This window comes from Rhizobium sp. 10N427, from assembly GCF_056394605.1.
Genome location: NZ_JBFTID010000007.1, coordinates 80,378 through 92,996, shown reverse-complemented (window position 1 = coordinate 92,996; position 12,619 = coordinate 80,378). Strand labels below are relative to the sequence as shown.

Genomic DNA, 12,619 nt, shown 5'->3' with positions numbered 1-12,619 from the left:
AAACCCTAGAAATTAATGGCCGCATAGAAGATGGCGAAAAGCCCGTCCATGAGGATGACAACGAAAATCGCCTTAACGACCGCAGCCGTCACATGCTGGCCCAGCGATTCGGCACTGCCGCCGACCTTAAGCCCTTCGACGGCGGCGACAATGCCGATAACCAGCGCCATGAACGGCGCCTTGATCATCCCGGCAAGCACGGTGGACAGCGTCACCGCCTCGTGGAGGCGCGACGTGAAGGTGGCGAAGGTGATGCCGGAATAGGCCCAGGTAACAGTCGCGGCGCCAAGAAGCGACGCGAAATTGGCGAGCACGGTCAGCAGTGGCAGCGCAACGGTCAGCGCCACCAGACGCGGAAAGATCAGCACGCCGACCGGATTGAGGCCCATGACCTTCAGCGCATCGACCTCTTCGCGCATCTTCATTGAGCCGATTTCGGCGGTGATCGCGCTGCCCGAGCGGCCGGCGATCATGATCGCCGTCAGGAGCACGCCGATTTCACGAAGCTGCAGAATGCCGACGAGATCGACCACGAAGACCTCGGCGCCGAAATAGCGAAGCTGGAAAGCGCCCTGCTGTGCGATGATCGCGCCGATCAGGAACGACATAAGCAGGATGATCGGCACGGCCCGAACACCCATATGATCGATCTGGTTGACGATCGAGGCCGGCGAAACGCCGCTGCCGCGGCCAAACTTCATCTGCGCGCCGCGCACCGCGGAGCCGAGGATGTACATCGCTGCCGCAAAATTATCCCACAGATCGTAGGCCATCTTGCCGATAGGCGCAAAAATCCTCTCGGCGAGCGATCGCTTCTTCGCTGGTTCCGCTTCCTGCTTTTCCGGCCGCTGCGAGAATTCCTCGATCATCTCGTCGATGTGCTGGTTGGTGCCCTCGAAATGCACCTGGCGGCCGGCGGCCTCCTCTTCGAGCTTCAGCCGCACCAGCAGCCAGACACCGGCAGTATCGATATCGGTGACATCGGAAAGATCGAGCGTCAGATCGCCGTTACCGCGAGACAGCGCTTCGAAATCCTTGAGAACGGTGTGGATGTTGCCGCTGCGCCAATTGCCTTCGAGACGCACCAATCGCCCGGAGCCGTTGGCTTGGTCGTCCACGTGGAGTGAGGCGGCTTTGCTGGGCTCGGGCTTCAAAATGCTTGTGTCTTTCAGGGCTTGCGGCGACATTGCCGACTCGCGAAGCATTGCTCACGCCCGGCGGGTTAATATACCCAAGACCCGCAGAATTTCCATGCTTTCAGGATTGCAAATATGCCACGGTCCCTCGAAATCCAAATGAATTCATTCCCGATCGCGGGCACTTTCACGATATCGCGCGGCGCAAAGACCTCCGCGGAGGTGATCAGCGTCACGCTGAGGGAAAATGGCAGAATCGGTTGGGGCGAATGCGTGCCCTATCGACGCTACGGCGAGACGATGGAAAGTGTCGAGGCACAGATCGAAGCGGCACGGCCGTTGATCGAGGCCGGTATTTCAAGAGATGACCTGCAGTCGGCGATGGCGCCCGGTGCTGCCCGCAACGCCGTCGATTGCGCCCTTTGGGATCTGGAGGCCAAGCTGACCGGTGCCACCGTCGCGGCCAACATCGGCCTTGCGGCGGCAAAGCCGCTGACGACCGCGTATACGATATCGCTCGGCGAGCCCGAGGTGATGGCGGCACAGGCACGGGAACATGCCGGACGCACGCTGCTGAAAGTCAAGGTCGGCACCGGCGATGACGAAAGCCGCATCCGCGCTGTTCGCGCCGCAGCCCCGAACAGCATGATCGTCCTCGACGCGAATGAAGGCTGGCCCGAAGCGGCTCTGGAGCACCATCTGCGGATCTCCGCTGAAATGAATATCGCGCTCGTCGAACAGCCACTACCGGCCGGCAAGGACGAGATGCTCGCGGTGATCAAGCGGCCTGTCATCGTCTGCGCCGACGAGAGCGTCCATCACACTGGCGATCTCGCCAGCCTCCGCGACCGTTACGACGCGATCAACATCAAGCTCGACAAGACCGGCGGCCTGACGGAAGCCTTGGCGATGAAGCGCGAAGCGCAGCGACTGGGCTTCCAGATCATGCTCGGCTGCATGGTCGGCACATCGCTCGCCATGGCGCCGGCGGTGCTGCTGGCGCAGGACGCCGAATTCGTCGATCTCGACGGACCTTTGCTGCTCGCCAGGGATCGCGAGCCCGGCCTGCGCTACGAAGCTTCCCTCGTCTTCCCGCCGGACAAAGAGCTCTGGGGCTGAAGGTAATAGGCGACGAACACCAGCGCCATGCCGATCGCCGCAACCAGCGCCATGACGTAGTAGCTGGCGAGGCCGAGCCAGGCATACAGATAGCCTGAAGCGAGCGTCATCAGGCCCAGGAACATGCCGTTGTAAAAGAAATAGGCGCCCTGCGCCGAGGATTCCTGCGTCGCCTGCACCGAAGCCACGATCCGCCGCTGCACGCCCGTATGCACGAAGGCGTAGGTGCAGGAATGGAAACATTGCAGGAAGAAGAAGCCTGTAAAGTCCCAGTGCATCGGGAACAGGATCCAGCGGCAGATGCACATGGCGCAGCCGAAGCGGATCAGAGTCCAGGCATTGAAGCGGCGGCTGAGATRCTTCGAGACGAAGAACACCAGCACCTCGGAGGCCACGCCGGCACTCCAGAGAATACCGACCTGCGTGCCGGTAAAGCCAAGCTGATGCCAATAGATCGATGCGAAGGCATAGAGCAGCGCGTGGCTGGACTGCTGGATCGCCACGCCCCAGAGCAGCACCAACAGATGCGGCTGACGCAGCGAGCTGCCTGTTGCCTGCTGCAGATCGACAGGCGTATTGCGGCGCCGCGTCGGGCCGATACGCGGACAGTAGATCGCCATCGCCATGGTCATCGCAAAGCCAAAGATCATGACCGGCAGCACCATATCGCCACCCCACAAGCCGATCATTTCGCCGCCGATCATCGTCGAGACGATGAAGGCGATCGATCCCCAGACGCGCATCGATCCGTAATCCAGCCCCCAGCGCCGGACGCCCGAAATGACGATCGATTCGACGATCGGCACATAGGGCGCAAAGGTGGCGCCCTGGACGCTATACACGATCAGCACCGGCCAGAAGCTCGTCGTCCAGTAAAGTGCGATCGCCGTCAGCAGCGACAACCCGCCAGACCATAGGAGCACGTCGGCGCGCTCCTTCATCCGGTCGGCATACATCGCCACAACCGGCGCCACGAGGACGCGCACGACCATCGGCACGGCAAGGATGACGCCGATCTCGTGATCGGTGAATTTGTGAACCGCAAGCCAGACAGGGAAGAATGGAAGCGCGACACCGTTGACGATCAGCGGGGCGCAGTAAGACAGGGCGCTGAGCAGCCGGAAACGCGGCGGAGCCCCCTCATCGACAGAGGCATTCTGGGCGGGAATCATGGTGGACCTGCAGGAAACTGTGCGCTGCCTAACACATCAACCTAGGGGCGACTATGGCGAGAAATAGCCCATTTGAAACGTTTTAAAAAATAAATAGGGCCGTTGCCCGGAGGCAACGGCTAAATGTCTTGCAATATGGCGGGTTGAAAATCAGGCAGCCTGCGGCGCGCGCTCAGGCTGGTGCGTCAGCTTCAAAGTCACCGGCTCGCTGCTGGCGATCGCATTCCAGGTGATCAGTTCGAAAGTGCCGTCCTCATGCTCGGCAATCGCCGTGCAGCTTTCGACCCAGTCGCCGGTATTGATATAGCGCACGCCGTCCATCTCTTCGATGACGGCATGGTGGATGTGACCGCAGATGACGCCGTCGGCACCACATTTGCGGGCCTCGTCGGCCACGACACGCTGGAACTCGCCGATGAAGTTGACGGCATGCTTGACCTGCAGCTTGGCCCAGGCCGAGAACGACCAGTAAGGCATGCCCATGCGGCGACGGATGGCGGCCAGAACGATATTGATGCGGATCGCCATGTCATAGGCCCAGTCGCCGAGATAGGCGAGCAGGCGGGCATTGCGGACGACGACATCGAATTCGTCCCCATGCAGCACCAGATACTTCTTCCCGTCGGCGCCCTCGTGCATCATCCGCTCGGCCACTTCGATGCCGCCGAAATGCATGCCCGGGAAGTCGCGGAGGAATTCGTCGTGATTGCCGGGAATGTAGACGACGCGCGTACCCTTGCGCGCCTGGCGCAGCAGTTTCTGGATGACGTCGTTGCAGACCTGCGGCCAGTACCAGCTGCGCTTCAGGCGCCAGCCATCGACGATATCGCCGACGAGGACGATCGTGTCTGCCTCGTGGTGGCGCAAAAAGTCGATCAGGAAGTCGGCCTTGGCAGCCTTGGAACCGAGATGCACATCGGAAATGAAGAGCGTACGGAAGTGTCGCGTATCCATGTAATCCATCACAGGCATCCTGCCCGTGCCCCATCGTTCATCTGGCCTTCCAAAATCAGACTCGTGTTTCAGGAAGATGACAGCGCGGTTGTTTGACGCATCCCTCGGGCACAAGAGTTTTCCGCTTTCAACCTCAAATTCCCGCTGTCCCGCCGCACCGATTGTTGTATGGAGAAGGCTTCAAACGACATGACTGCGGTATTGGAGAAGGCAATGGATAATCAGGACAAATCCAAGACGGAGAAGAACCTGACAGGTGGAACTCTTGACGAACAGGCGCTGTTCTTCCACCGCTATCCCCGCCCCGGCAAACTCGAAATTCAGGCGACCAAGCCGCTCGGAAACCAGCGCGATCTGGCACTCGCCTATTCGCCCGGTGTCGCCGCGCCGTGTCTCGCGATCCGCGACGATCCGGAGACGGCCGCCGACTATACCTCGCGCGCCAATCTGGTCGCTGTCATCTCCAACGGCACTGCCGTTCTCGGCCTCGGCAACATCGGCCCTCTGGCGTCCAAGCCGGTGATGGAAGGCAAGGCCGTTCTCTTCAAGAAGTTCGCCAATATCGACGTCTTCGATATCGAGGTCGATGCCTCGACCGTCGAGCAGATGGTCTCGACCGTCGCTTCGCTTGAGCCAACCTTCGGCGGCATCAACCTCGAAGATATCAAGGCGCCGGAATGCTTCGAGATCGAACAGCAGCTGCGCGCAAAGATGCGCATTCCCGTCTTCCATGACGACCAGCACGGCACCGCGATCATAGTTGCCGCCGCCATCCTCAACGGCCTGGAATTGGCCGGCAAGTCGATCAGCAACGTCAAGATCGTCACGTCTGGCGCCGGCGCTGCAGCGCTCGCCTGTCTCAATCTGCTCGTCGAACTCGGCGCCAAGCGCGAAAACATCTGGGTCCATGACATCGAAGGCCTCGTCTACGAGGACCGCAACGTGCTGATGGACCAATGGAAAGCCGTCTACGCGCAGAAGAGCGATACCCGCACGCTCGCCGAAAACATCGGCGGCGCCGATGTCTTCCTCGGCCTCTCTGCTGCCGGCGTTCTGAAGCCGGAACTGCTCGAGCAGATGGCCGAAAAGCCGCTGATCATGGCGCTCGCGAACCCGACGCCGGAGATCATGCCGGAACTCGCCCGTGCTGCCCGGCCGGACGCGATGATCTGCACGGGGCGCTCGGACTTCCCGAACCAAGTCAACAACGTTCTCTGCTTCCCCTTCATCTTCCGCGGCGCGCTGGATTGCGGCGCCGAGGAGATCAACGAAGCGATGAAGATGGCAGCCGTCCGCGCCATCGCCGGCCTCGCCCGCGAAGAGCCGTCCGATGTCGCTGCCCGCGCCTATTCCGGCGAAACGCCGATCTTCGGACCGAACTACCTGATCCCTTCGCCCTTCGATCCGCGCCTGATCCTGCGCATCGCGCCTGCCGTCGCCAAGGCCGCGGCCGAGAGCGGCGTCGCACGCCGTCCGATCACCGATTTCGACGCCTATCTCGACCAGCTGAACCGCTTCGTCTTCCGCTCCGGCTTCATCATGAAGCCGATTTTCACGGCCGCCAAGGCTGCCGAAAAGAAGCGGGTGATCTTCTCCGAAGGTGAAGACGAACGCGTGCTCCGCGCCGCTCAGGTTCTCATCGAAGAAGGCATTGCCGAACCGATCCTGATCGGCCGTCCGCAGGTCATCGAGACCCGCTTGCAGCGCTATGGCTTGCGCATCCGCCCGCTTTCCGACTTCGCCGTCATCAACCCGGAAGACGATCCGCGCTTCCGCGAATATGTCGATCTCTATCTGTCCCTCGTCGGCCGCCGGGGCGTCATCCCGGAAGCGGCCCGCACGATCGTGCGCACCAACACCACGGTCATCGGTGCGCTGGCGTTGCGCCGCGGCGAAGCAGACGCGCTGATCTGCGGCCTCGAAGGGCGTTACGAGAAGCACCTGCGCGACGTTCGCCAGATCATCGGCAAGCGCAAGGATGTCCGCGATTTCTCGGCACTCAGCCTGCTGATCTCGCAGCGCGGCGCGACCTTCTTCACCGACACCTACGTGACGTTCAATCCGAGCGCCGAGGAAGTGGCTGAATCAGCCGTTCTGGCTGCCGAGGAAATCAAGCGCTTCGGCATCACGCCGCGCGCCGCCCTCGTCTCGCATTCCAACTTCGGCTCGCGCGAAAGCGAAAGCGCCACGAAAATGCGCGGTGCCCTGCAGCTGATCCGTGATACCGCCCCCGATCTCGAGGTCGACGGTGAAATGCATGGCGAGAGCGCAATCGCGGACGAAATCCGCAAGCGCGTCATGCCGTCCACCACGCTGCATGGCGAAGCCAACCTGCTGGTCTTCCCGAACCTCGATGCGGCCAACATCACGCTCGGTGTCGTCAAGTCGATGACCGACGGCCTGCATGTCGGCCCGATCCTGCTCGGCACGGCCCTTCCGGCCCACATCCTGGCGCCGTCGGTGACCTCGCGCGGCGTCGTCAATATGGCAGCTCTCGCCGTGGTCGAGGCACAGCAGCCGGCGTGATTTGCCGTCGATCGGAAAAATGCGTTAGAATTCCTTCGTTAGCTTGTTAACGGAAGGCAGCTAGACAGAACGGATGCGGCAAATGCTCTGCCGCTTCCGGTTTACTATGCTGCGGGATGATACCGTGAAACGCCGAATCCTGACCCTTGCTCTCTTTCTCGCCGCTGCCGCGCCCGTGGCGGCGCAGACCAGCGCGATCTGCGAAGATTTGCGCGGACGCCTTGCCGACCTGCCGCAGGTGATCGGCAACGGCCCGGAGATCCGCCAATATGCAAGCGCCATAGCCGAACAGAACCTCGAGCTCCGCAAGCTGCGCAACGACCTGCGCAGCAACGGCTGCAGCGTAGACAGCATGGTCGTCATCGGCGGCGAGAATGACCGCTACTGCAGCGACCTGCAGGAATCGGAATCGCGGATGATCGACAACATCCACCACCTCCAGGACCGCCGCAACCAACTGCGGGAGGCCGGCGGCAGCGATGTCAACGAACGCCGCGAACTGATGGCCGCCCTCGACGATAACGGCTGCAACGACGATCCGGGTTATCAGCCGGACGAGCGCGCCTATGTCCCGGCGCCAAGCACCGAAGAACAGGCGATGCGCGGCGATACCTTCATTCCGCTCGGCAACGGCGAGGAAGGCAACACCCAATATGGCGTGCCGCGCGGCGAGATGATGTCGCATGTCAGCACCATGTGCGTACGCAGCTGCGATGGCGGCTTCTTCCCGATCAGCACCAATGCGACTTCGATCGATTTCAGCCGCGACGCCTCGACCTGCTCGAAAATGTGCCCGGGCATCGAGACCGAGCTTTTCTATCAGGACGTCTCCAACACCGACGCGGCCAACATGATCTCGGCCGCGACTGGCGCCCGCTACAGCGCCATGCCAAACGCCTTCGCCTACAAGAACCGGGCGCCCGGCGAGAAATCTTCCTGCACCTGCAATCTGACCGCCTATTACGAACAGATGCGCAAGAACCAGACGGTCAGCGCCCCGCCGCCAAAGGGCTCGATCACGACGATCACCACCAAGCCGCCGGCAACTGCTGCCCCCACACCGGCTGCGCCGCAGGCACAGGTACCCGACCGCCCCTACGACCCCGGAAACAGCAAGGTACGCCAGATAGGCCCGCAATTTCTCGCGGGCGACCAGGGCAGCATCGACCTGAAGAATCCGGCCACCTCAGGCCCGCAGCCGCAGCAGCAACAGCGGAATTAGCGGCGGCCCCAGCCATCGCGGAAGATCAGCTCGTCGAGCGGCAGCCGCTGCCGCCAGCCTTTGACGGCCAGCTCGGGCTCGCTATAGAGCGTATCGACATAGCCGATGCAGAGCCAGGCGACGATCTCGACATGCTCGGGCACGCCGAGAATGTCCTTGAGTTCGCTCTCATGGAAAATGCTGACCCAACCGACGCCGATGCCTTCGGCCCGTGCCGCGAGCCAGAGGTTCTGCACCGCACAGACGGTTGAATAGCTATCCATCCGCGGATTATGCGTGCGCCCCAGCACGACGTCACCGCTGCGTGACGGATCGCAGGTGATGCAGATGCCGAGCGGCGCCTTGAGGATGCCCTCCAGCTTCAGGGAACGGTATGTCGCCTGCCGCTCACCGTCGAACATCCCGGCCGCCTCGCGGTTCGCCCTGTCGAAGGCGTTCCAGACGCGCTGACGCACACCGGCATCTTCGACAACGATAAAATTCCAGGGCTGCATGAAGCCGACCGAGGGCGCGTGGTGTGCGGCCTCAAGCAGCCGCACCAGCACATCGGATGGGATGGGATCAGGCAGAAACTGGTCGCGCACATCGCGCCTGGTCATGATCGCCCGGTAGACGGCGTCGCGCTCGTCAGCGGAAAAGGCGGACGCGCCTTCAAGCGCATCCTTGTTCATGGGCCGCATCGTCAAATCCCCAACAACGCAACCGCCCCGCCGTCCGCGCGGGATCAGTCTATGATGCCAGGCCGGTCTTCTGACTTGGCGTCATCCGCCCGCCGCAGCCTTCCCGGTGTCAACCAGTGGCATGATGCGGCAGGCGTCGGCCTTACAGCGTTGGGCACGTTCCGGGCTTGCACCGGATTCCCGATTCTCCCGCGGCAAGCGGGCACCTGACGAAAGCCTCTTGCCCGCTTTTCAGAGAAGCTTCAAGTGGCCGGGAGATACCGGACATAGGCAAACTCGTCACCATCAGGTGACCAGCAGGGAACATTGATCGTGCCCTGCCCGCCGAACAGCTCGAAAAGCGTCGTCAGATTGCCGCCGTCCATATCCATCAACCGCAGGCGCACATGCAGGTCGCGCGGATGATCGAAGACGTCAGCGTCGTAGGAAAGCAGCAGCACCTTGTCGTTGGTGGGCGCCGGATGGGCAAACCAGTTGCCGTGATTGTCGTGCGTGACCTGCTCCAAACCGGTCCCATCGGGATGAATCCGCCAGATCTGCATCAGCCCGGTGCGGCTGGAATTAAAATAGATCCACTGCCCGTCAAAGGAATAATCCGGCCCGTCATTGCGCCCCTCGCCATGCGTCAGCCGCCGCTCGGCCCCGCCATCGACGGAAATCGTATAGATGTCGAAGAGATCGCCGCGGATGCCGCAATAGGCGAGTTCCTTTCCGTCAGGCGACCAGCCATGCCAATAGGATGGCAGGTTTTCGGTGATCTGTTTTGGCGCGCCGCCTTCCGAGGGCAGCGTATAGATGCAGGATTTGCCGTGCTCGGTCTTGTCGGAAATCACATACTGCTTTCCGTCGGGCGAAATGCCGTGATCGTTGTTGCAGGCAGTGGCAAAGCCGGTGTCGACCTGCTGCAGGCCGCCCTCACCATCCGGTGACAAGCGATACAGAAGGCCATCGCCGTTGAGCAGCAGGTAGCGGCCATCGGGCGAAAAATTCGGCGCCTCGATCAGCTGCTCCGTCTGGAACACGACCCGGCTCTTGGCCGTGCGGATGTTGTAGATCTCGACCGAACTGCGCATGCATGCCTCCCGCATTTGCTGCGGCCCGGCGCTTAGCCGTTCCGCTTCATTCTGATTTGCATGCGGTTTGTGCCATGCATCTGCGTTTCGATAAAGGCGCATCGCTTCAAAAGCGAGCTGAGGTTCGGAGCGCCGAAATGCTGCGCCTTGAACTCCGGATAGACCTGCCGCAACAGCGTTCCGAGTTCGGCGATATCGAGCCAGCCTTCGCCCTGCAGCTTGGCCGCCTGCAGCGCCTGGGTGATATAGGGCCGGATATTTGGAGAAGGCTGCAGCGCAATCACCTTCGGCAGCGCAAAGGTGGAATTCGCCTCACCAACATTCAGTTCGAAGAAATCATCGAAGGACTGCCGCAAAAGCGCCGATGCGTTGGGCGCGCCCAGTCCGATCGCCTGCTTGCCGCGCATGCGGATACGCATCGCCAGATGGCCGACATCGCGGTCGCTGCTGGCGATGCAGAAAAGATCGATCGCCGAACCGGCCAGATATTCCATTGCATCGATGGCAAGCAGGATATCCGCGCCGTTCTTGCTGGAATGGGAGCTGACAGCCGTCTGCAGGCTGAGTGCCTGACGTCCGGCCTCCGCGATCCACGGCTGCGCCGCCTCTTTCGTGAAGTCGCCGTAAGCCCGGCGCTCGATAAGGCGTCCGTATCCGCCGGCGATGCTGATGATCTCTCCCGCACAGCGCGCCGGCAGGTTTTCCGTATCGATGAAGACGGCGACCTTGGTTTCCCGCATGCTCAAACCTCCCGCGTTTCCAAAGCATAGAAACGCGAGAAGAGACTGCCGTCAGCAGCTTTCGGTTGATCGGGTTAACGATCGCTAACCACGATCCCTAAAACGGTTGGTGATCGGATAGCGGCGGTCGCGGCCGAAATTCTTCTTGGTGATCTTCACGCCTGGCGCCGACTGGCGGCGCTTGTATTCGGCGAGATAGAGCAGATGCTCGATCCGGTGCACCGTCGCGACATCGTGGCCGCGCGCGACGATCTCGTCGACGCCCATTTCCTTCTCGACGAGACATTCGAGAATGTCGTCGAGAACCGGATAAGGCGGCAGCGAATCCTGGTCGGTCTGGTCGGGCCGCAGTTCGGCGGAGGGCGCCTTGTCGATGATGTTCTGCGGGATCACCACGCCTGATGGTCCAAGCGCATCCGGCGGCACATGCGCATTGCGCCAGCGCGAGATCGCATAGACCTGCATCTTGTAGAGGTCCTTGATCGGATTGAAGCCGCCGTTCATGTCGCCGTAAAGCGTCGCATAGCCGACCGACATTTCCGACTTGTTGCCCGTCGTGACGACCATCGAGCCGAACTTGTTGGAGATCGCCATCAGGATCGTGCCGCGGGCGCGGCTCTGCAGGTTTTCTTCGGTGATACCGCTATCGGTGCCTTCGAAGAGGTCCGAGAGCGCCGAGGTAAAGCCTGTCACCGGCGCCTCGATCGGCACGATGTCGTAGCGGCAGCCGAGCGCCTTGGCGCATTCGGCAGCGTCCTTCAGCGAATCCTCGGACGTGTAGCGGTAGGGCAGCATGACGGTGCGCACCCGCTCCTCGCCCAGCGCATCGACGGCGATTGCCGCGCAGATCGCCGAGTCGATGCCGCCGGAGAGGCCAAGCACGACATTCTTGAAGCCGTTCTTGTTGACGTAGTCGCGGAAGCCAAGCAGGCAGGCGCGGTAATCGGCCTCTTCCTTCTCCGGAATATGCGACATCGGCCCTTCGCTGCAACGCCAGCCGTTGTCGCCGCGCTTCCAGGTGGTGACGGCAAGCGCCGGTTCGAACTGGCTCATCTGGAAGGCCAGCGACTTGTCGCCGTTGAAGGCAAAGCTCGCGCCGTCGAAGACCAGTTCGTCCTGGCCGCCGAGCTGGTTGGCGAAGATCAGCGGCAGGCCCGTTTCGATCACCTGCCGCAGTGCCACCTGATGGCGCACGTCCACCTTGCCGCGATAATAGGGCGAGCCATTCGGCACCAGCAGGATTTCGGCGCCGCTTTCGGCCAGCGTCTCGCAGACGCCGAGATCGTTCCAGATCTCCTCGCAGATCGGCACGCCGATCCTGACGCCACGGAAATTCACCGGCCCCGGCATCGAGCCTTCGGCAAAGACGCGTTTCTCGTCGAATTCGCCGTAATTCGGCAGATCGATCTTGTCCCGGAACACCAGGATCTTGCCGCCATCGAGCACCGCGACGGAATTGTGCCGCCCGGTTTCGCCCTGCCGCGGGAAGCCGACGATCAGGCCCGGTCCGCCATCCGCGGTATCGGCTGCGAGGTCCTCGATAGCCTTCAGGCAGGCCTTGAGGAATGCCGGTTTCAGCACCAGATCCTCGGGCGGATAGCCGGAAATGAACAGCTCGGTCAAAAGCAGCAGATCCGCGCCCTGACGGGCCGCATCTGCACGTGCCTCGCGGGCTTTGGCAAGATTTCCAGCAACATCGCCGACCGTTGGGTTGAGTTGGCCGACGGCAATCCGGAGCGTGTTCAAGGGAGCGTTTTCCTGTGTCATGTCATCTATTTAGCGCGCGCGCGTTCGCCCCGCAACGTGTCCTGCCATGAAAAGCCGCCGGGTCTGCTCAGACGAAAATTCAAATCTTCGGGAAAAGCAAGGAAACATTAACGGTTCATCTAGCGTTCATGGCGGGCATGTGACAGTTCGGTGAAGGTTTTATGACGCCGGGATGACGGCGGGAATGACATTGGAGTCCGCCCTTGATCGCGTTGGTCATGAAGTCCGCG

Annotated in this window: 10 protein-coding genes and 1 riboswitch; of the genes, 3 read left to right on the top strand and 7 right to left on the bottom strand. The window is 61.7% G+C overall.

What is annotated here, in order from left to right:
• Positions 1 to 5: 5 nt before the first annotated feature.
• The gene (locus AC1DIJ_RS16710) at positions 6 to 1,187 is read right to left on the bottom strand and encodes an MlaE family lipid ABC transporter permease subunit (protein ID WP_112387476.1); all 1,182 of its coding nucleotides are present in this window, start codon (positions 1,185 to 1,187) and stop codon (positions 6 to 8) included.
• An 84-nt stretch (positions 1,188 to 1,271) separates the two neighbouring features.
• Here AC1DIJ_RS16710 and dgcA point away from each other — a divergent pair, with 84 nt between their 5' ends.
• Positions 1,272 to 2,255: an N-acetyl-D-Glu racemase DgcA gene (gene dgcA / locus AC1DIJ_RS16705; RefSeq protein WP_112387215.1), complete on the top strand. Its 984-nt coding sequence runs from the start codon at positions 1,272 to 1,274 to the stop codon at positions 2,253 to 2,255.
• On the opposite strand, the gene AC1DIJ_RS16700 is transcribed toward dgcA, so the two are convergent.
• A complete protein-coding gene (locus AC1DIJ_RS16700; protein WP_477831482.1) occupies positions 2,207 to 3,427 on the bottom strand; it encodes an MFS transporter in 1,221 nt (406 codons plus the stop codon). The two genes, dgcA and AC1DIJ_RS16700, sit on opposite strands and share 49 nt — an antisense overlap.
• A 150-nt stretch (positions 3,428 to 3,577) precedes the next feature.
• A complete protein-coding gene (locus AC1DIJ_RS16695) occupies positions 3,578 to 4,381 on the bottom strand; it encodes a UDP-2,3-diacylglucosamine diphosphatase (RefSeq protein ID WP_112387475.1) in 804 nt (267 codons plus the stop codon).
• Between the two features lie 213 nt (positions 4,382 to 4,594).
• On the opposite strand from AC1DIJ_RS16695, the gene AC1DIJ_RS16690 reads away from it, so the two are divergent.
• Together AC1DIJ_RS16690 and AC1DIJ_RS16685 are read left to right on the top strand one after the other, a co-directional pair.
• Positions 4,595 to 6,907, top strand: coding sequence for an NADP-dependent malic enzyme (locus tag AC1DIJ_RS16690; RefSeq protein WP_112387213.1), 2,313 nt, complete (start codon positions 4,595 to 4,597; stop codon positions 6,905 to 6,907).
• Positions 6,908 to 7,031: 124 nt separating this feature from the next.
• The gene (locus tag AC1DIJ_RS16685; protein WP_112387474.1) at positions 7,032 to 8,129 is read left to right on the top strand and encodes a DUF2865 domain-containing protein; all 1,098 of its coding nucleotides are present in this window, start codon (positions 7,032 to 7,034) and stop codon (positions 8,127 to 8,129) included.
• On the opposite strand, the gene bluB is transcribed toward AC1DIJ_RS16685, so the two are convergent.
• The 4 genes from bluB to AC1DIJ_RS16665 all read right to left on the bottom strand — a co-directional run bounded on the left by bluB (position 8,126) and on the right by AC1DIJ_RS16665 (position 12,389).
• Positions 8,126 to 8,809: a 5,6-dimethylbenzimidazole synthase gene (gene bluB, locus AC1DIJ_RS16680; RefSeq protein ID WP_112387212.1), complete on the bottom strand. Its 684-nt coding sequence runs from the start codon at positions 8,807 to 8,809 to the stop codon at positions 8,126 to 8,128. The two genes, AC1DIJ_RS16685 and bluB, sit on opposite strands and share 4 nt — an antisense overlap.
• 43 nt (positions 8,810 to 8,852) lie before the next feature.
• Positions 8,853 to 9,034, bottom strand: a riboswitch (cobalamin riboswitch).
• Positions 9,035 to 9,051: 17 nt separating this feature from the next.
• Positions 9,052 to 9,882, bottom strand: coding sequence for a TolB family protein (locus AC1DIJ_RS16675; protein ID WP_112387211.1), 831 nt, complete (start codon positions 9,880 to 9,882; stop codon positions 9,052 to 9,054).
• 32 nt (positions 9,883 to 9,914) lie between these two features.
• A complete protein-coding gene (locus tag AC1DIJ_RS16670) occupies positions 9,915 to 10,622 on the bottom strand; it encodes an NYN domain-containing protein (protein ID WP_112387210.1) in 708 nt (235 codons plus the stop codon).
• Positions 10,623 to 10,706: 84 nt separating this feature from the next.
• Positions 10,707 to 12,389: an NAD+ synthase gene (locus AC1DIJ_RS16665; RefSeq protein ID WP_112387209.1), complete on the bottom strand. Its 1,683-nt coding sequence runs from the start codon at positions 12,387 to 12,389 to the stop codon at positions 10,707 to 10,709.
• Positions 12,390 to 12,619 lie beyond the last annotated feature (230 nt).

Coding starts and splice junctions, on each gene's coding strand:
- bluB (WP_112387212.1), bottom strand. CDS start 8,809: ATGCGGCCCATGAACAAGGATGCGCTTGAAGGCGCGTCCGCCTTTTCC.
- dgcA (WP_112387215.1), top strand. CDS start 1,272: ATGCCACGGTCCCTCGAAATCCAAATGAATTCATTCCCGATCGCGGGC.
- AC1DIJ_RS16675 (WP_112387211.1), bottom strand. CDS start 9,882: ATGCGCAGTTCGGTCGAGATCTACAACATCCGCACGGCCAAGAGCCGG.
- AC1DIJ_RS16670 (WP_112387210.1), bottom strand. CDS start 10,622: ATGCGGGAAACCAAGGTCGCCGTCTTCATCGATACGGAAAACCTGCCG.
- AC1DIJ_RS16690 (WP_112387213.1), top strand. CDS start 4,595: ATGGATAATCAGGACAAATCCAAGACGGAGAAGAACCTGACAGGTGGA.
- AC1DIJ_RS16710 (WP_112387476.1), bottom strand. CDS start 1,187: ATGTCGCCGCAAGCCCTGAAAGACACAAGCATTTTGAAGCCCGAGCCC.
- AC1DIJ_RS16695 (WP_112387475.1), bottom strand. CDS start 4,381: ATGGATACGCGACACTTCCGTACGCTCTTCATTTCCGATGTGCATCTC.
- AC1DIJ_RS16665 (WP_112387209.1), bottom strand. CDS start 12,389: ATGACACAGGAAAACGCTCCCTTGAACACGCTCCGGATTGCCGTCGGC.